At 70.0% G+C, this 18,651-nt stretch carries 17 protein-coding genes; 3 read left to right on the forward strand and 14 right to left on the reverse strand.

Annotation, left to right across the window (positions count from 1 at the left end):
• Nucleotides 1–22: 22 nt before the first annotated feature.
• The 8 genes from MRBLWH3_RS12200 to MRBLWH3_RS12235 form a co-directional block, all read right to left on the reverse strand.
• Nucleotides 23–874 (reverse strand): shikimate dehydrogenase, encoded by an 852-nt coding sequence (locus MRBLWH3_RS12200; RefSeq protein WP_363432222.1) that lies wholly within the window; start codon nucleotides 872–874, stop codon nucleotides 23–25.
• Complete coding sequence (mltG, locus tag MRBLWH3_RS12205; RefSeq protein WP_363432225.1) at nucleotides 868–2,571, reverse strand: endolytic transglycosylase MltG; 1,704 nt, start codon at nucleotides 2,569–2,571, stop codon at nucleotides 868–870. The genes MRBLWH3_RS12200 and mltG overlap by 7 nt, the downstream gene beginning before the upstream one ends.
• The gene (gene ruvX / locus MRBLWH3_RS12210; RefSeq protein WP_363432227.1) at nucleotides 2,571–3,038 is read right to left on the reverse strand and encodes a Holliday junction resolvase RuvX; all 468 of its coding nucleotides are present in this window, start codon (nucleotides 3,036–3,038) and stop codon (nucleotides 2,571–2,573) included. Before ruvX ends, mltG begins: the two co-directional genes overlap by 1 nt.
• Complete coding sequence (gene alaS, locus MRBLWH3_RS12215) at nucleotides 3,035–5,692, reverse strand: alanine--tRNA ligase (RefSeq protein ID WP_363432230.1); 2,658 nt, start codon at nucleotides 5,690–5,692, stop codon at nucleotides 3,035–3,037. Before alaS ends, ruvX begins: the two co-directional genes overlap by 4 nt.
• 79 nt (nucleotides 5,693–5,771) lie before the next feature.
• Entirely contained in the window at nucleotides 5,772–6,068 is a 297-nt protein-coding gene (locus tag MRBLWH3_RS12220; protein WP_363432233.1) for an ATPase, read from the reverse strand.
• 147 nt (nucleotides 6,069–6,215) lie between these two features.
• Nucleotides 6,216–6,845 (reverse strand): 30S ribosomal protein S4, encoded by a 630-nt coding sequence (rpsD, locus tag MRBLWH3_RS12225; protein ID WP_018170803.1) that lies wholly within the window; start codon nucleotides 6,843–6,845, stop codon nucleotides 6,216–6,218.
• A gap of 176 nt (nucleotides 6,846–7,021) precedes the next feature.
• A complete protein-coding gene (locus tag MRBLWH3_RS12230; RefSeq protein ID WP_363432236.1) occupies nucleotides 7,022–7,177 on the reverse strand; it encodes a hypothetical protein in 156 nt (51 codons plus the stop codon).
• A complete protein-coding gene (locus MRBLWH3_RS12235; protein WP_363432239.1) occupies nucleotides 7,174–8,508 on the reverse strand; it encodes a replication-associated recombination protein A in 1,335 nt (444 codons plus the stop codon). The genes MRBLWH3_RS12230 and MRBLWH3_RS12235 overlap by 4 nt, the downstream gene beginning before the upstream one ends.
• A gap of 139 nt (nucleotides 8,509–8,647) precedes the next feature.
• Here MRBLWH3_RS12235 and MRBLWH3_RS12240 point away from each other — a divergent pair, with 139 nt between their 5' ends.
• The 3 genes from MRBLWH3_RS12240 (at nucleotide 8,648) to MRBLWH3_RS12250 (ending at nucleotide 11,367) form a co-directional block, all read left to right on the forward strand.
• Entirely contained in the window at nucleotides 8,648–8,956 is a 309-nt protein-coding gene (locus tag MRBLWH3_RS12240) for a dioxygenase (RefSeq protein ID WP_363432242.1), read from the forward strand.
• 109 nt (nucleotides 8,957–9,065) lie between these two features.
• Nucleotides 9,066–10,697: a DUF349 domain-containing protein gene (locus MRBLWH3_RS12245; protein WP_363432244.1), complete on the forward strand. Its 1,632-nt coding sequence runs from the start codon at nucleotides 9,066–9,068 to the stop codon at nucleotides 10,695–10,697.
• 10 nt (nucleotides 10,698–10,707) lie between these two features.
• The gene (locus MRBLWH3_RS12250) at nucleotides 10,708–11,367 is read left to right on the forward strand and encodes a hypothetical protein (RefSeq protein WP_363432247.1); all 660 of its coding nucleotides are present in this window, start codon (nucleotides 10,708–10,710) and stop codon (nucleotides 11,365–11,367) included.
• Here the strand turns inward: MRBLWH3_RS12250 and MRBLWH3_RS12255 are convergent.
• The 6 genes from MRBLWH3_RS12255 to ruvA all read right to left on the reverse strand — a co-directional run bounded on the left by MRBLWH3_RS12255 (nucleotide 11,346) and on the right by ruvA (nucleotide 18,599).
• Nucleotides 11,346–13,595, reverse strand: a complete 2,250-nt coding sequence (locus tag MRBLWH3_RS12255) for a RelA/SpoT family protein (protein ID WP_363432250.1) — start codon at nucleotides 13,593–13,595, stop codon at nucleotides 11,346–11,348. The two genes, MRBLWH3_RS12250 and MRBLWH3_RS12255, sit on opposite strands and share 22 nt — an antisense overlap.
• Nucleotides 13,596–13,649: 54 nt before the next feature.
• Complete coding sequence (gene secF, locus MRBLWH3_RS12260) at nucleotides 13,650–14,642, reverse strand: protein translocase subunit SecF (protein ID WP_363432252.1); 993 nt, start codon at nucleotides 14,640–14,642, stop codon at nucleotides 13,650–13,652.
• A complete protein-coding gene (secD, locus tag MRBLWH3_RS12265) occupies nucleotides 14,642–16,366 on the reverse strand; it encodes a protein translocase subunit SecD (protein ID WP_363432254.1) in 1,725 nt (574 codons plus the stop codon). Before secD ends, secF begins: the two co-directional genes overlap by 1 nt.
• A gap of 42 nt (nucleotides 16,367–16,408) precedes the next feature.
• Nucleotides 16,409–16,870 (reverse strand): preprotein translocase subunit YajC, encoded by a 462-nt coding sequence (locus MRBLWH3_RS12270; protein ID WP_363432257.1) that lies wholly within the window; start codon nucleotides 16,868–16,870, stop codon nucleotides 16,409–16,411.
• Nucleotides 16,871–16,954: 84 nt separating this feature from the next.
• On the reverse strand, nucleotides 16,955–17,980 hold the full coding sequence (gene ruvB, locus MRBLWH3_RS12275; protein WP_341999512.1) for a Holliday junction branch migration DNA helicase RuvB: 1,026 nt from the start codon (nucleotides 17,978–17,980) through the stop codon (nucleotides 16,955–16,957).
• On the reverse strand, nucleotides 17,973–18,599 hold the full coding sequence (gene ruvA / locus MRBLWH3_RS12280; protein WP_363432260.1) for a Holliday junction branch migration protein RuvA: 627 nt from the start codon (nucleotides 18,597–18,599) through the stop codon (nucleotides 17,973–17,975). The genes ruvB and ruvA overlap by 8 nt, the downstream gene beginning before the upstream one ends.
• Nucleotides 18,600–18,651: the final 52 nt, after the last annotated feature.

The following is an 18,651-nucleotide window of genomic DNA, read 5'->3' on the forward strand; positions in this document are numbered from 1 at the left end:
TCTCCCACGCCCCGAGAGGCCGTTACGCCGCCGGCGGCTCCTCGAGCACCCGGCGCATGGCCACCAGCGCCTCCGCCTCGCGGTCGAGCGGGGTGTCGGGCATGCCGTGCCGGAAGATCCGGATCTGCAGCAGGGCCTGGTGCAGCAGCATCCCGAGTCCCGATCGCGCCGTGCCGGCCGCACGTTCCCATGCGGCCGAAAGCGCGGTCGGCCAGTGCCCGTAGACGACGTCGAGGAGCAAGCCGCCGGCCCCGGCGAGAGCGTCGGCGGCGGCGTCCGTGACGGGTGCGTCGCCGGGAAGGGTCGCGATCGTGAGCGGCACGTCGACGTGGACGGATGCGGCGAACGAGGTCGCTGCGACGGAGATGCCGAGTTCGCGGCCCAGTGCCGCGAGCGACTCCACGGCTTCCGGTCGGCGGGCGACCACGTCGACGTCGCGCGCGCCGAGCTCGGACAGCGCGACCAGCGCCGAGGTCGCGGTGGCGCCCGCGCCGACGATGCGCGCCCGTGGGACGTCGGTGACGCCGTCATCGGCGAGAGCGCGGACGATGCCACCCACGTCGGTGTTGAAGCCGCGCGCGCCCTCGGGAGCCAGCAGCAGCGTGTTGACCGCCCCCGTGAGCTCGGCCCGGCGGTCGTGCGCCGAGGCCGCGGCGAAGGCGACGCCCTTGAGCGGCATGGTGAGCGAGAGGCCGCGCCAGGTGTCGTCCAGTCCCGCGAGCTCGTCGCCGAAGGACGCCTCGTCGACCCGGCGGCGACCGTAGGCCCAGTCGAGCCCGAGCACCTCATACGCCGCGGCGTGCAGCTGGGGCGAGCGGCTGTGCGCGATGGGGTCGCCCCAGACCTCCAGGCGCGACGCGTGCGGGCTCAGCACCCCTGGTCCGGGTTGTCGCGGCACCACTGCTGCCACTGCTCGACGTATCTCAGGTGCTCGCTGTATGTCGAGCTGAACTGCGTTTCGCCCGTGTTGAGGTTCACCGTCACGAAGTAGAGCCAGGGTCCCTCGGCCGGATGCATCGCCGCGTCGATCGCCACGTCGCCCGGGTTGGCGATCGGGCCGACGGGCAGTCCCGTGTGGACGTAGGTGTTCCACGGATTGGGGTCGTTGAGCGCCGCCTCCGACGAGCTCACCGTGCCGTCGTGCATCTCGCCGTAGCCGTACTGCGCCGTGGAGTCCATCTGGAGCTTGCCGAACGTCTCCTGATTGGACGGATCGAGCCGGTTGAGGATGACGCGCGCGACCTTCTGCATGTCGGTCCCGGCCCGCGCCTCGCGCTGGATGATCGAGGCGGTCGTGAGGATCTCCTGGCGCCGTTCCTCGGGCACGCCGGCCGCGTCGAGCGACTGCTTCGTGCGGTCGACGAGCGTCTGGATGGCCGACTGGGCGGTGACGCTCGGGTCGAAGGTGTAGGTCGCAGGGAACAGCCAGCCTTCGAGCGGCTGCCCGCCCGCCGCGACGACGGCGGGATCGACGGCAACCCCGTACGCGGACGGGTCGGCTGCGGCAGCAGTGAGCTGTTCCAGGGGGATGCCGGTGCCCTCCGAGATCCGCTCGAGTGTGCCCTCGACCGTGTAGCCCTCGGGGATCTGGGCGGTGAACTCCTGCTTGTTCTCAGGGTCCAGGAGGGCACTGAGGGCGGCCTCGCTGGTCATCTTCTTCTGCAGCTTGTAGACGCCCGGCTGGAAGTTCGGGTTCTGGTCGCTCTTGATGAGGTAGTCGTAGAAGGCGTCGGGCGTCTTGGTCACCTCCGCGTCGTACAGCGACTGCGAGATCGGCAACCCGGTGTCGCCCGGGACGATCGTGACCAACGTCTCGCCGTTGGCGAGTCCGGCCTCGTAGTCCTTGGGCTCCTCCCAGCCCATGACCTCGCGGATCTTGTCTTCATACGTGTTCCACACGTACAGGCCGCCGGCGGCGATCCCGCCGAGGATCAGCAGCACGACGCCGAGAGCGATCCAGCCCCCGATCCGCCGGCGCTTCTTGTTCGGGGGCGGCGCTGCGTGACCGATCTCGTTCGTGGAGGCGGAGCCGCTGAACAGGTCTTCGAGCGATCCGGAAGGCGCCGACCCGTCGTCCTCGTCGCGGACGGGCGTGGTCCCTCGTGCTGCGGGCGCGGCGGGGGCCACCGCCGTCGCGGGAGCAGCCGCGGGCGCGGCGCCTCCACGGCTGTACGGCATCGCGGGACTGACTCCGGCCGCGGCGAAGATCCAGGCGTCGTCGTCGACGGGCGGCTCGACGTCGATCGGCTGCGTGTTCGGACGCGGCGTGCGCAGCGGCACCGGCTGGAAGCCGCTGCCCGGCGCGGGCTGGTCCACCGCGGCGGCCGATGCGGGCGGCGCCGTGGGCGTGGGTGCGGGCGTGCCGGGAGCGGTCCCCACGACCGGCGTTGAGCCGGTGATGAGCGATTCCCAGGTGGCCGCGTGGGCGGCATGAGCAGCCGCACGCTCTGAGGGCCCGGCAGCAGCCGGCGTCGTCGGCGTCTCCCCCGTCGCCGCCTGTCGCGCGGCTGCCTCGCGGGCAGCGCGGCGCGACCGGGGAACGGCTTCGCCGTCGGGCGATGAGTCGGGCATCAGGCGGGCTCCTGGGGGACGGGGGTTCCGGGAGGTCGTCCGGTGCTCTTCTCGACGTCGAGCGCTTGCTGGAGCAGGACGACCGCGGCGACCTGGTCCACGATGTTACGCGACGAACGCTGGGTTCTGCCCGAACTGCGCAGCGCCGCGTGTGCGGAGACGGTGGAAAGACGCTCGTCCACGAGGCGGACGGGGAGCCCGGACGCTGCGGCCAGCGCCCCGGCGAAGTCCCGGGCGTCCTGCGTCGACGCCGTGTCCTCTCCTCGCATGTTCAGCGGCAGGCCCACGTAGAGTTCGATCGCCGAATACTCGTCGGAGAGCGCAACGATCCGGGTCACCGAGGCGTCGTCGCGCGGCACCGTCTCGACCGGTGTGGCGAGCAGACCGTCGGGGTCGCACTTCGCGACCCCGACCCGGGCTCTGCCCACGTCGATGCCGAGCCGCGTGCCGCGCCGGAAGCCGCTCACGCGCCGAGCGCGTCCTTCACCGAGGTCAGCGCCGCAGGCAGGGCCGCAGCATCGGTTCCGCCGCCCTGCGCGACGTCGTCGCGACCGCCGCCGCCGCCGCCCAGCACGCCGGCGGCGCCCTTCGCGAGCACGCCCGCCTTCGCGCCGGCGGCGCGGGCCGCGTCGTTGGTCGCGACGATCACCACCGGCCGTTCGTTCACGACCGCGCCCAGCGCGACCACGGCCGCCTCCGACCCGAGTCGCTCACGCACCTGCAGAGCCAGCGAGCGGACGTCGTCGGCGGATGCTGCGTTCCCGAGCGACTCGGCCACCACGACCGTGTCTCCGATCCGCGTGGCGCCCGCCGCGAGGGCCGGGAGCCGGTCTCCGAGGGCCTTGGCCTCGAACGCGGCGATCTTCTTCTCGGCGGCCTTGAGGCTCGCCTGCAGCTCCGCGATGCGCGCCGGCAGCTGCTCACGCGGCGCCTTGAGCGACGTCGTGAGCTGCGAAACGAGCGCGCGCTCGGCCGCGAGCGAGCGGAAGGCGTCGAGACCGACGAGCGCCTCGACGCGCCGGTTGGACGCGCCGACCGACGACTCCCCGACGAGGTTGATGAGTCCGATCTCGGCGCTCGTGGAGACGTGCGTGCCCGCGCAGAGCTCGCGCGACCAGGGGCCGCCGATGTCGACCATGCGCACGGTGTCGCCGTACTTCTCGCCGAACAGCGCCATCGCTCCGAGCGAGCGGGCTTCGTCGAGCGGCAGCACGCGCGTGGTCACCTCGAGGTTGTCGCGCACCGCGTTGTTGGCGATCTCCTCGATCTCGGTCTTGGTGGCGTCCGACAGCGACTGGCCCCACGAGAAGTCGAAGCGCATGTAGCCGGCGCGGTTGAGCGAACCTGCCTGCGTCGCCGTCTTGCCGAGCGTGTCGCGGAGCGCGGCGTGCACCAGGTGGGTCGCGGAGTGCGCCTGACGGGCGGCGCGGCGGTTCGCAGCATCCACCACGGTCGTCGCCGCCTGACCGACACCCACCTCTCCCGTCGACACCTCCACGGTATGGCTGATGAGCCCCGGCACCGGCTTCTGCACGTCGAGCACCTCGAGCTCGTAGCCCGGGCCGACGATGACGCCCTTGTCGGCGACCTGGCCGCCCGACTCGGCATACAGCGCGGTCTCGGCGAGGATCACCTCGGCGATCTGGCCGACGCTCGCGCGGTCGACCGACACGCCGTCCACGAGAATGCCGAGCACCTGCGACTCCGCCTCGAGGTCGGTGTAGCCGGTGAAGACGGTCTCACCCTGCGCGCGCAGGTCGCGGTACACGCTCGTGTCTGCGAGCTGGCGCTTGCGCGCCCGCGCGTCGGCCTTCGCCCGTGCGCGCTGCTCCTGCATGAGGCCGTCGAACGCGCCGCGGTCGACGCTCAGCCCCGCCTCCTCGGCGATCTCGAGCGTCAGATCGATCGGGAAGCCGTACGTGTCGTGCAGCAGGAACGCCTCGGTGCCGGTCAGTGTCGTGCCGCCCGCCGCCTTCGTCGCGGTGAGCGACTCGTCGAGGATCGACTCCCCCGCCGCGAGCGTGCGCAGGAACGTCGCCTCCTCGGCGAGGGCGTACTGCGAGATGCGGGCCCAGTCGGTCTCGACGACAGGGTAGGCGTCCTTCATGGCGTCGCGCGACGCCGTGAACAGCACCTCGAACGTCGGCCGGTCGACGCCGAGCAGGCGCATCGAGCGGATCACGCGGCGCATGAGGCGGCGCAGGATGTAGCCGCGGCCGTCGTTGGAGGGCGTGACGCCGTCCGACATCAGCATGAGCGACGAACGGACGTGGTCCGCGACGACACGGAAGCGCACGTCGTCGTCGTGGTTCGCGCCGTACGTGCGGCCCGACAGCTCGACCGCCTTGTCGAGCACCGGACGCACCTGGTCGGTCTCGTACATGTTGTCGACGCCCTGCTTGATGAACGCGATGCGCTCCAGGCCCATGCCGGTGTCGATGTTCTTGTTCGGCAGCTCGCCGACGATGTCGAAGTCGTACTTCGACCGCACGTCGGTGATCTCGTACTGCATGAACACGAGGTTCCAGATCTCGACGTAGCGGTCGTCGTCGGTCGCGGGACCGCCGTCGATGCCGTATGCGGGACCGCGGTCGAAGAAGATCTCCGAGCAGGGACCGGCGGGGCCGGGAAGACCGGTGCTCCAGTAGTTCGTGTCCTTGCCGAGGCGCTGGATACGCTCCTCGGGCAGGTCGGTGAGCTTCAGCCAGAGGTCGTGCGCCTCGTCGTCCTCCTCGTAGACGGTGACCCACAGGTCCTTCTGATCGAAGCCGAGGCCGCCCTCGGTCTCAGGGGAGGTCAGCAGGTCCCACGCGTAGCGGATCGCGCCTTCCTTGAAGTAGTCGCCGAACGACCAGTTGCCGAGCATCTGGAAGAACGTGCCGTGTCGCGGCGTCTTGCCGACTTCTTCGATGTCGTTGGTGCGGATGCACTTCTGGTTGTCGGCGGCGCGCGGGTAAGGCGCGGGAACGTCGCCCGACAGATACGGGATGAAGGGCACCATGCCGGCCACCGTGAACAGCAGCGCCGGGTCGTCGGTCACCAGCGATGCCGAAGGGATGATGGTGTGGCCGTTCTTCTCGAAGTAATCGAGGAAGCGCTGTGCGATCTCGGCGGTCTTCATGCGGGTCCTTGTGTGTGCGTGCGAATGCGTGTCGGGGCACGCCGACTCCCCGGCGCTGCCGGTGAGCGGTATGCGTCTGTCAGTCGCCGAGCGTGTCGGCCGCGCTCTTGGCGGCGTCCGCGACGGCGTCGACGGCGTGGGATGCTGCGGCCTTGGCGGTGCCGGCGGCTTCGGCAGCGGCATCCCGCACGTCGTCGACGATGCCGGCGAAACGGGCCTCCTGCTCCCGGTAGGCGTCGCCGATGCGGTCGGTGAACTCGGTGATGCGCGCGTCGACATCGGCGAGGATCTCGTGACCGCGCGGGTCTTTGTTCATGAAGTGCGCCGCGACGAATCCTCCGGCGATGCCGAGTAGGAACCACACCAGGTTCTTCATGTCACCACTTCCTCGCGGGCCGCTGGGGCGCGGCATCCCCCCATCGTATGCCGAAACACCGCCTCGTATGCCGGTCCGGGCACCTCGCCCCCCGGAGACGACGAAGGGCGCCGGGATGACCCGGCGCCCTTCGCTCGATCGCGACCCTTAGCGAGCTGCGTAGTACTCGACGACGAGCTGGACGTCGCAGACCACGGGGACCTCGGCGCGCTTGGGGCGACGCACGAGACGGGCCTGGAGCTTGTCGAGCTCGACCTCGAGGTAGCCCGGGACGGGCGGCAGGACCTCGGCGTGACCGCCGAGAGCTGCGACCTGGAAGGGCTCGATGCCCTCGCTCTTGGCCTTGACGTGGATGAGCTGACCCGGCTTCACGCGGAAGGACGGGCGGTCGACGAGCTGGCCGTCCACGAGGATGTGACGGTGCACGACGAGCTGGCGCGCCTGCGCGGTGGTGCGGGCGAAGCCGGCACGCAGCACGAGCGCGTCCAGACGCATCTCGAGCTGCTCGACGAGGTTCTCACCCGTCAGGCCCTGGGTGCGGCGGGCCTCGTTGAACTGGATGCGCAGCTGCTTCTCGCGGATGCCGTACTGCTCGCGCAGACGCTGCTTCTCGCGGAGGCGGACAGCGTAGTCGCTGTCCTGCTTGCGCTTGGTGCGGCCGTGCTCGCCGGGCGCGTAGGGGCGCTTCTCGAGGTACTTGGCTGCCTTGGGGGTCAGCGCGACGCCGAGGGCGCGGGAGAGGCGGACCTTGCGGCGGTCCTGGGACTTCGTTGCCACGAAGTGTTCCTTTCGATGACGCGGCCGTGTCTTTCACGGCCCGCGGGCGTATCGCCCTGTCTTCGCCCTGTCCGGACTGCACGCCGGGGCATGCCGGAAGGTAGGTCGAGAAGAGAGGGGATGCCCGAAAACTGCGTTTCGAGCCGTTCAAGCTTAGCAGACGCGCCGCCGGGCCTTCATGAGAGGGCGATGACCTGCGTCGCACCGGCGATGCTCAGCCGTCGCGGCAGCACGCGAGGCACCCCGCCGCGGACGACGCGCGCCCACGGCGCGCCGGCGGCCACGCAGATCTGAACAACGGCGAGGGCGCCGAGCACGAGGCACGCTGTCACCCGCCGTCGAGGATGCGACGGATCTTCTCGAGCCGCGCCTGGACATCGCGCTCGGCGCCCAGCGCCTTCGGCTCGTAGTAGCGACGGCCCCGAAGTTCGTCTGGCAGGTACTGCTGCGGCGCGATGCCGATCTCGGCGTCGTGCGGGTACACGTACCCCTTGCCGTGTCCCAGGCGTTTCGCCCCCGGGTAGTGCGCGTCGCGCAAGTGGATCGGCACGCGGCCGAAGCCGCCCGACCGCACGTCGGAGATCGCCGCGTCGATCGCGAGGTAGGCCGCGTTCGACTTCGCGGTCGTCGCGAGATACGCGGTGGCCTCCGCGAGCGGGATGCGACCTTCGGGCATGCCGATGAACTGCACCGCGTCGGCGGCGGCGACGGCGATCGGCAGCGCCTGCGGGTCGGCGAGGCCGATGTCCTCCGCGGCCGAGATGATGAGGCGGCGGGCGATGAACCTCGGGTCCTCCCCTGCCTCGATCATGCGGGCGAGGTAGTGCATCGCGGCGTCGACATCCGAGCCGCGGATCGACTTGATGAAGGCGCTGATGACGTCGTAGTGCTCGTCGCCCTGGCGGTCGTAGCGCAGCAGTGCGCGATCGACCGCCTGCGCGACATTGTCGGCTGAGATCTCGGGGATCCTCCCCGCGTCGTCTTCGTCGGGAGTCGCGAGGGACGCGGCCGCCTCGAGTGCCGTGAGCGCCCGCCGGGCGTCGCCTGAGGCGAGCCGCACGAGAGCGGCCCGCGCCTCGTCGCCGAGCGCGACGGCGCCCGAGAGGCCCCGGGCATCGGTCACCGCGCGGTCGAGGAGCATGCCGAGGTCTTCGTCGGTGAGGGGCTTGAGTGTGAGCAGCAGCGACCGCGACAGGAGGGGTGAGATCACCGAGAACGACGGATTCTCGGTCGTCGCCGCGATGAGCACGACCCAGCCGTTCTCGACGCCCGGCAGCAGAGCGTCCTGCTGGGCCTTCGTGAACCGGTGGATCTCGTCGAGGAACAGGATGGTCGACTGGCCGTAGAGATCGCGCTGGGTCAGCGCCTCCTGCATCACCTCGCGCACGTCGCGCACACCGGCGGTCACTGCCGAGAGTTCGACGAACCGCCGCCCGGAGGACCGGGCGATCGCCTGCGCGAGCGTCGTCTTGCCGGTGCCGGGCGGGCCCCACAGGATGACCGATGTCGCAGCGCGGGCCGCGGCCTCCGGATTCGCGAGTGTCACCAACGGCGATCCCGCACGCAGCAGGTGCGACTGACCGGCGACCTCGTCCAGCGACGTCGGACGCATGCGCACGGCAAGAGGCGTCAGGCCCTGGAAGAGCGCGGAAGGACCGGTCACTCCACCAGGCTATCCCGCGCCCACGACACCGGATCCGCTGCGGTTTTGCCGCCGCGGTTCGGCCCCGTAGGATCAACCCGCCCGGGCGCCGCCTGGCACGAGGCGCACGCGCCCGGCACGAACGGAACGAGGAGGTCACGTGGCGACCGGTGGCAAGGACCGCGACGCGCGGGCTGCGCGGGAGCGCACGCGGCTGTACGAGGCGCGACGGCAGTTCCATGACGGCCAGGCGCGCCGTCGCACGCGCGACAACCTGATCGCCGGCGTCGTCGGCGGTGTGCTCGTGCTCGGTCTGATCGCGGCGCAGACGCTGTACTTCGTCGCCGGGCCCGGGGCCCCCGAGCCTTCGCCGTCGTCGACTCCGACTCCGGCGGCGACGACGCCGGGACCGACGCCGTCGGCGACGACCACGCCGGATCCGAGCGCGACACCCACGCCGACCCCCTGACATCCGGCGTCTTGGGCCATGACGGCACCTCGGGCGAGGCATCCGCCGTACTAGGCTGTGAGCCGTCCTACTCCCTACAGACGGCGTGAGCCGCGATGAGGTGCAACCCGTGACTGCCGCAGCAGACTTCCCGCCCGAGACCGACGCCCCCGACACCAGAGGGGCCGACGACAACGAGACCCCGACCGTCGCTGAAGACGCCGCCACCACGACCGGAGCCGCGGCGGACGCGGATGTCGTCGCCGCCGCCGAAGACACCGCAGAGGCAGACCGGCCCGCGGAGGACGGCCTCGCGGCCGAGACCGGCGAATCAGAGCAGACGCCGGATGACGCCGGATCTGCAGGGTCCGAAGCCGCGGGCGTCGAGGTCGAGGTCGTCGAGATCGACGTGGTGGAGGTCGTCGAGGACTCCGAAGTCGTCGCCGTCGAGGTGATCGGCGTCGCCGACGTCGTCGAAGACGGCGATGTCGTCGCGGTGGAGGTCGTGGACGTGGTCGTCGAGACCGCGCCGTCGGACGACGAGCCGTGGGGTCGTGTCGACGAGGACGGCACCGTCTCTGTCCGCGAGGCCGATGGCTGGCGCGTCGTGGGTCAGTACCCCGACGGCTCTGCTGAAGAGGCGCTCGCCTACTTCGAGCGCAAGTACAACGACCTCGCGAGCGAGGTGACGCTCCTCGAGGTGCGTCACCGTCGGGGCGGTGCATCCGCCTCCGACCTGCGCTCGACCGCGCGCACCATCAACGGCAAGCTCGACGGGGCTGCCGCCGTCGGCGATCTCGCGAGCCTCGTGGCGCGTGTCGCCGCCCTCACCGAGACGCTCGCCGCCGAGTCTGCGACCGAGGCCGTCGCGGCGCGCGAAGCGGTCGACGACGCGGTCAAGTCCCGCACCGAGCTGGTCGAGAAGGCCGAGGCGCTCGCAGCCCGCGACCCGCGCACCGTGCAGTGGAAGCAGGCCACGGCCGAGCTCAACGCGCTGTTCGACCAGTGGCAGTCGCAGCAGCAGAACGGTCCGCGCCTGCCGAAGTCGACGGCTCAGCAGCTTTGGAAGCGATTCCGCGACGCACGCGCCACCGTCGACAAGCACCGCCGCGCGTTCTACGCCGAGCTCGACGAAGCTCACAAGGGCGTCCGCGACCGCAAGACCCGCCTTGTCGAGAAGGCCGAGGCCCTCGCATCCAAGGGCGAGGACGGCATCCCCGCGTACCGCGAGCTGCTCGACCAGTGGAAGACCGCGGGACGCGCCGGCAAAAAGGTCGACGACGCTCTCTGGGCACGCTTCAAGGCCGCCGGCGACGCCCTCTACGGTGCGCGGATCGAGCGCGAGGCGGCGGACGCCGAAGCCTCGCGGGAGAAGATCGACCTCAAGCGCGCGCTGATCGAGGAGGCCAAGGCCGTCGGCGACGAGCGTGACATCACGAAGGCCCGCTCGATCCTCACCGGCATCCAACGCCGCTGGGACGAGATCGGCCGCATCTTCCCGCGCGACACGGAGCGTTCGCTCGACGACGAGCTCCGTCGCGTCGAGAACGCGCTGCGCTCGCGCGAGGACGCCGACTGGAAGCGCAACGATCCCGAGCAGAAGGCGCGCGCGAACGACATGACGCGCCAGCTGAACGACGCGATCCAGAAGCTCGAGGACGAGCTCGAGGCCGCGAAGAAGTCGGGTGACAAGAAGGCGATCGCGAACGCGACCGACGCACTCGAGGCCCGTCGTACGTGGCTCAAGGCGCTCGGCGGCTGATCCGCCCCGCGTGAACGGTCAGAGGCCGGTCGTCGCGTTCGCGGCGGCCGGCTTCTCCACAATCGGCGGATGCGGCATCCGTGGATCGCCCGGTGTGCGGCAGACTGCCTCCGTGGGATCGCCCTTCCTGTACTTCGCCGACGCGCGGCTCTCTCGCGCCGAACTCACCGCCGCCTGCCTCGACGGCGACCTGGTCGCGCTCGGCGACGCGTACATCCCCGCGGACGCCATCGAGACAGCGGCGCTCCGGGCGGGCTCGCTCAGCGAGACGCTGGGCGACACGCTCGCGGCGACCCACCTGTCCGCGGCGTGGGTGCACGGCGGCCTGCCGCTGCCTCCCTCCCGCCACACCGTGCAGCGTGCGGTGCCTCGACGACTTCACGTCCGGCCGGACCGCCGTATCGTGTACCGCGACCTGCAGGTCCCGGGTGAAGACCTCCAGCTGGTCGGCGGTGTGCTCGTCACCACTCCCGAACGCACGCTCGCCGACCTGGCACGCGCAGGCGACGACGAGCACACGGCGGCGGCGCGCCTCCTCGCAGACGTCGACGTGGATGCTGCCGACCGCGCGATCGCGCGGCTGGAGGCGGGTGCGCTCCCCCATAAGCGCTCAGCGCTGGCGTGCCTGCGGGCGATCGTCGCCGGGCGTCAGGACGACGTGACGCGGTAGACGTCGTAGACGGCGTCGATGCGCCGCACGGCGTTGAGGACGCGGTCGAGGTGGACGATGTCGCCCATCTCGAAGACGAAGCGGCTGAGCGCCAGGCGGTCGTTCGACGTCGAGACCGTCGCCGAGAGGATGTTCACGTGGTGCTCGCTGAGCACACGCGTCACGTCGCTCAGCAACCCTGAGCGGTCGAGGGCCTCGACCTGGATCTGCACGAGGAAGACGCTCTTCGTCGTGGGCGCCCACTCGACCTCGATGAGCCGCTCGGGATCCTCCATCAGCGACTTGACGTTGGTGCAGTCGGCGCGGTGCACCGAGACGCCGCTGCCGCGGGTGACGAAGCCGACGATCTGGTCGCCGGGCACCGGGGTGCAGCATTTCGCGAGCTTGACGAGGATGTCGGGAGCGCCGCGCACGAGGATGCCGGAGTCGCCGTTGCGGGAGGCCCGGGCCCGGCCGACGACCGGCAGGTCGATGGGACCGGTCGTGGTGTCGCCTGCGGCGACGAGTGCGGTGACCTTCTCGATGACCGACTGGGTCGAGACATGCCCCTCGCCGACCGCGGCGTACAGCGCGGAGACATCCTCGTAGCGGAGCTGGTGGGCGACCTCGGTGAAGGAGTCCTGGCTCATCAGGCGCTGCAGCGGCAGGTTCTGCCGGCGCATCGCGCGGGCGATCGACTCCTTGCCCTGCTCGATCGCCTCTTCGCGGCGCTCCTTGGTGAACCAGCCGCGGATCTTGTTGCGGGCGCGGGTGCTGCGCACGAAGCCGAGCCAGTCCTGGCTCGGGCCGGCGTCGGGATTCTTCGAGGTGAACACCTCGACGACATCGCCGCTCTTGAGCTCGGACTCCAGCGGCACGAGCCGCCCGTTGACCTTCGCGCCCATCGTCCGGTGGCCGACCTCGGTGTGCACCGCGTATGCGAAGTCGACGGGGGTCGCCCCCGCGGGCAGCCCGATGACGCGGCCCTTCGGCGTGAAAACGTAGACCTCTTTGGCGCCGATCTCGAAGCGGAGCGAATCGAGGAACTCGCCGGGATCGGCCGTCTCGGCCTGCCAGTCGGAGATGTGGGCGAGCCACGCCATGTCGGTGTCGACGGACTTGGAGTCCGTCTTGCCGCCGTTCATCTGCTCTTTGTACTTCCAGTGGGCCGCAACGCCGTACTCGGCCTGCTGATGCATCTCGTGCGTGCGGATCTGGATCTCGACGGTGCGGCCGCCCGGGCCGATCACGGTCGTGTGCAGCGACTGGTAGAGGTTGAACTTCGGGGTCGCGATGTAGTCCTTGAAGCGTCCGGGCAGCGGCGTCCACCGTGCGTGGATCGCGCCGAGGACGGCGTAGCAGTCGCGCACGCTGCCGACGAGCACGCGGATGCCGATCAGGTCGTAGATGTCGTCGAACTCGCGGCCGCGGACCACCATCTTCTGGTAAACGGAGTACAGCTGCTTGGGACGCCCCATCACCCGGCCGCGGATGCGGAGCTCCCGGAGGTCGCTGTCGACCGCGTCGATGACGTTCTGGACGTACTGCTCGCGCTGTGGCGTGCGCTGCTTCACGAGGCTGTCGATCTCCGCGTACAGCTTCGGGTGCAGCACGGCGAACGACAGGTCCTCCAGTTCGGACTTGATCGCCTGAATGCCGAGACGATGTGCGAGCGGCGCATAGATCTCGAGCGTCTCGGTCGCCTTCTTGCGCGACTTCTCGGGGGGCACGAACCCCCACGTGCGGGCGTTGTGCAGACGGTCGGCGAGCTTTATGAGAAGCACGCGGATGTCACGCGACATCGCGACGATCATCTTGCGGACCGTCTCGGCCTGCGCGCTCTCGCCGTACTTGACCTTGTCGAGCTTGGTCACGCCGTCCACGAGCATGGCGACCTCGTCGCCGAACTCGCTGGTGAGCATCTCGAGCGAGTACTCGGTGTCCTCGACGGTGTCGTGAAGCAGCGCCGCCGCGATCGCTCGCGGTCCGAGACCGAGGTCCGCGAGGATCTGGGCCACCGCGAGCGGGTGCGTGATGTACGGCTCGCCGCTCTGACGGAGCTGCCCGGTGTGCGCGGTCTCGGCGACCGAATAGGCGCGCTCCACGATCGACAGATCGCCCTTGGGGTGGTGCGTACGCACCGTTCGCAGGAGCTGCTCGACGTCGTCGCGGCGGGCCGATCTCGAGAAGATCCGAGGGACCAGACGCCGCAGCGAGGAGGATTGGGCGGGGGGGACGGTCTCGGTCACTCGATACCCTCCCCTCCGCTGGACCTCACAATCCTACGCCCGCGCGCCGGACCCTCAGGCCGGGGTGCCCGCCAACTCGCGTGCCGCCACGACGCGCGCATCGCGCGTCTTGATGGCCGGCTCGTTCTCGCGCAGGAGCGAGTACAGCGGCGCCGCGACGAAGATCGTCGAGTACGCGGCGACGATCGTTCCCACGAAGATCGACAGCGACAGGTCGGTGAGCGTCTGCGCACCGGCCCAGATGATGCCGATGAACAGGATCGCGCCGGTGGGCAGGATCGCGACGACGGTCGTGTTGATCGAGCGCACGAGAGTCTGGTTCACCGCGAGGTTCACCGATTCGCCGAACGTGCGCCCGGACACCTCGCCGTCCTCGCTGGTGTTCTCCCTGATCTTGTCGAAGACGACCGTGGTGTCGTACAGGGCGTACGAGAGGATCGTCAGGAAGCCGATGACGGCGGCGGGCGAGATCTCGAATCCGAACAGCGCGTAGACGCCGATCGTGATGATGAGCACATCCACGAGGCCGATGATCGCCGAGAGCGACATCTTCCAGGTGCGGAAGTACAGGGCGAGGATGATCGCGGTCAGCGCGAGGAAGATCGCGAGACCCCACAGCGACTGGCGTGTGACGTCCGCTCCCCAGCTGGGGCCGATGAACGCATAGCTGACTTCGCTCTCGGGCACGTTGTACGCCTCGGCGAGGGCGGCCGAGATCTCCCGGCTCTCGGCGTCCGTCACCTGGTCGGTCTGAACGCGCACCGCATCGTCGCCGATGGTGACGACCTTCGTCGTGGCATCCGGGACGACCGCGTGGACGGCGTCGGTGGCGAGCGACTGGTCGATGGGCGACGCCACGCCGCTCACGGTGAACTGGGAGCCGCCCGTGAACTCGATCGAGAACTGGATGGGGCGCAGCAGCGGCACCAGGGCCGAGCCCACGACGAGGATCGCGGCGATGAGGAACCACAGGCGGCGCCGGCCGACGAAGGGGAACGACGTCTTGCCCGTGTAGAGGTCGTTGCCGAACTGGCTCATGGAGCGCATCAGTCGTCTCCCTCCTTGACGGTCGTGCCGGGTTTCGCGCTCTCGGCGGCGGCCAGTTCGGCCTGCTTCCGCTCGGCGATGGTCTGGCGACGCGCGGCTTCCCCGCGGGACTTGACGTTGCGGCGGCCCGCCGCGCCCGTGGCGAGCACCGGCTCGCGGAACTGCGCGCGGCCGCGGTAGACGGCGCCGAGCGCGGTGGGGTCGAGCCCGGAAAGGGGATGCCCCGACCCGAAGAACCGCGTGCGTGCCAGGAGCTGCAGCACCGGGTGCGTGAACAGGATGAAGATCAGGACGTCGATCGCGGTCGTGAGACCGAGCGTGAACGCGAAGCCCTTCACCGTCGAGTCCGCGAGGATGTACAGCACCACGGCGGCGAGGATGTTGATCGACTTCGAGATGTAGATCGTCCGCTTCGCGCGTCCCCAGCCGTCTTCGACGGCGGCGGTGATCGACTTGCCGTCGCGCAGTTCGTCTCGGATGCGCTCGAAGTAGACGATGAACGAGTCGGCGGTGAAGCCGATCGTCACGATCAGGCCGGCGACACCCGCGAGCGACAGGCGGAAGCCCATGCGCCAGGCGAGGATGCACAGTGTGAGGTAGGTCAGCACCGCCATCACCGCGAGCGACGCGATGATGATGAAGCCGAGCGCGCGATACACGATCAGGGAGTAGATCGCGACCAGGATGAGGCCGATGAGGCCCGCGATGAGGCCGATCTGCAGCTGCTGCGAACCGAGGGTGGCGGAGATGGAGTTGGAGCTCTCGACCGTGAAGCTCAGCGGGAGCGCGCCGTACTTGAGCTGGTCGGCGAGCACCTTCGCGGTCTCCTGGGTGAAGCTGCCCGTGATGCTCGGCTTGCCGTCGAGGATCACGCCGTTCATCGACGGGGCCGACAGGACGTAGCCGTCCAGGACGAACGCGAACTGGTTGAGCGGTGGCTCGGCGCCGTAGAGACGCTGGCTGATCTCACCGAAGGTCGTCGTTCCGTCGGCGTCGAACGCCAGGTTGACCGCCCACAGCCCGTTGTTCTGCTGCAGGCCGAAGGTCGCGTCGTCGATCGACGAGCCGTCGAGCTCGACCGGGCCGAGGATGTACTTGACCGTGCCCTCCGCGTCACACGTGATGAGCGGCTGGTCGGCCGGCGCGTTCGCGGGATCGTTCGCCGGGTCGGCGCAGTCGTATGCCTGGAACTCGGCCTGGAGCGCCGGTGTGATCCACGCGGGGTCGCTGCCGTTCGTCGGCGAGGTGCTCGGGGTCGCCTGGAGCGTCGGGTCCGGCGTCGGGTACGGCGTCTCGTTGCCGTCGTCCCCGACGAAGGTGTTGGCGGGCGCTCCGGCGCTCAGCACTGCGCGCAGCTGCAGCTGCGCCGAGGCCTCGATGCGGTTGCGGGTCTCTTCGTCCGCCTGGCCGGGGATCTGCACGACGATCTGGTTGCCGCCCTGCGTGGTGACGTCGGCCTCGCCGACGCCCGAGGCGTCCACACGCTGGCGGATGATCGTCACGGCCTGCTGCATCTGCTCGGGCGACGGGTCTGCGCCGTCCTCGGTCTGCGCCTCCAGGACGATCTGCGTGCCGCCCTGGAGGTCCAGCGCGAGCGCGGGGGTCCACGAGCTCTGGCCGAACACGTACACGCCGAGCGCGTTGATGCCGAACAGGAGCGCCGTGATCGCGAGGAGTCCGGTCAGCGCGCGCCATGCATGCCGGACGGGAGTGGATGTCGCCACGTCTTTGCTTTCTTGAGAGCCCGAACGGGCGAACGGAGGGCGTCAGCCCTGCGACTTGGTGCCGGCCTCGGTGTCAGGGTCGGTCTTGTCCTTGCCCGCAGCGGTGCCCTGGTCGTCGCTGATCGAGGTGATGTCGCCGTTCGCGACGCCCTCGGCGTACTCGGCATGGCTCTCTTCGGCCGCGAGGTACTCGTCTTCGGTGACCGAGTGCTCTCCCGGGTTGACGACACGCAGGATGGCCTGGCTGTGGACTTTGATCTCGACGCCAGGCGCCAGCTCGACGATGGCGGGCTGGTCGAGGTTGTCGGCGTCGTAGGAGACGATCGTGCCGTAGAGACCACCCTGAAGGAGAACCTCCGAGCCAGGCACCGTCTGACGCGCCTTCTGCTCCTGCTCCGCCTTCTGCTTCTGCATACGGCGGCGGGAGCTCCAGAACATGAAGACGAGGAGGACGACCAGCAGGATGATGAGGCCGTAATTGCTCAGGAAGGTAGCGAAGTCCATGGAGCGGGAGGTGCCTTTCGGGTGAGGCACGCGCCGAAGGGCGGCGCTGCCTTGCAGGAGGGGGTGGGTGTAAACCTCCAGCGATTATAGGACATCGAATCCCAGCACCGAGTCGGCCACGGGCACCCCCAAGTGGGCGTAGGCCTCGGGCATCGCGATGCGCCCGCGCGGCGTACGCCCCATGAAGCCGATGCGGACGAGGTATGGCTCGACCACCGACTCGATCGTGTCGGGCTCCTCGCCGACCGCCACGGCGAGCGTGCTGAGACCCACCGGTCCTCCGCGGAACCGCCTCACCAGCATGTCGAGCACGGCCCGGTCGAGCCGGTCGAGCCCGATCCGGTCGACGTCGTAGAGGTCGAGGGCTGCGTCGACCGCCGCGATGTCCGCGCCGGTGCGGCCGTGGACGACGAGGTAGTCCCGCACGCGCCGCAGCAGGCGGTTCGCGATGCGGGGCGTGCCTCGTGAGCGGCGCGCGATCTCGGCGCGTGCCGCGGGGGGCAGCGAGACGCCGAGCATCACGGCGGACCGCTCGATGACCCGCTCGAGCTCTTCGGGCTCGTAATACTCGAGGTGGGCGGTGAAGCCGAAGCGGTCGCGCAGCGGGTTGGGCAGAAGGCCCGACCGCGTCGTCGCGCCGACGAGGGTGAACGGCGACAGGTCGAGCGGGATGCTCGTCGCGCCGGCGCCCTTGCCGACCATGATGTCGATGCGGAAGTCCTCCATCGCGAGATAGAGCATCTCCTCCGCGGAGCGCGCCATGCGGTGCACCTCGTCGATGAAGAGCACTTCGCCAGGCGTGAGGCTCGACAGCAGCGCGGCGAGATCGCCCGCGTGCTGGATCGCAGGGCCGCTGGACAGCCGAAGCGGGCGTCCGCTCTCGTAGGCGACGATCATCGCGAGCGTGGTCTTGCCGAGGCCCGGGGGCCCCGAGAGAAGGATGTGGTCGGCGGGGCGCTGCTGGATGCGCGCCGCATCGAGAAGCAGCTGCATCTGACCGCGCACCTTCTGCTGCCCGACGAATTCGGCGAGCGACGTGGGGCGCAACGCGCCCTCGATCGCAAGCTCGGTCTCGTCGACGGGTTCTTCCGCTTCGCGCACGTCACCCACTCACGGTCTCCTTCCGGGCGGGGCCGAGGGTGGCGAGCGTGAGGCGCAGGAGCGCCGACACCGACGATCGGTCGGAGTCGGGCGCGTCGGCGGCGACGTTCTCGACGGCTTCGACCGCCACGCGCTCGGACCAGCCGAGGCCGACGAGGGCCTGCACGACCTGTGCCGGGATCGCTGCGGAGGTGGCGGCATCCGTTCCCGCCGGACCGGTCGGACGCGTCATCGCGATCTTGCCCGCGAGCTGCACCACGATGAGCTTCGCCGTCTTGGGGCCGATGCCGGATACTCGGCGGAAGGGGGCGTCGTCGTCGCCGGACACGGCATCGGCGATCTGCGGGACGGTGAGAGTCGCGAGCACGCCGAGTGCGGACTTGGGTCCGACGCCGGTGACGCCGAGCAGCTGGCCGAAGACGGCGAGCTCCTCGCGCGACTCGAAGCCGAACAGCGAGAACGCGTCCTCGCGGACGATGAGCGACGTGTGGAGGGTCACGGTGTCGCCCAGCTGAGTGGTGCGCGCGACCTGCGGCGTCACGGCGACGTGGAGGCCGACCCCCCCGACCTCGACGACGATCGCATCCGTTTCGACGTGCACAGCCGTGCCGCGGACTGAGGAGATCATGCGTCGAGCCTACGGGGCGGTTCGGACGTTTGTTCGAGCGACACGCACGGCG

The organism is Microbacterium sp. LWH3-1.2 (assembly GCF_040675855.1).
Lineage (GTDB): Bacteria > Actinomycetota > Actinomycetes > Actinomycetales > Microbacteriaceae > Microbacterium.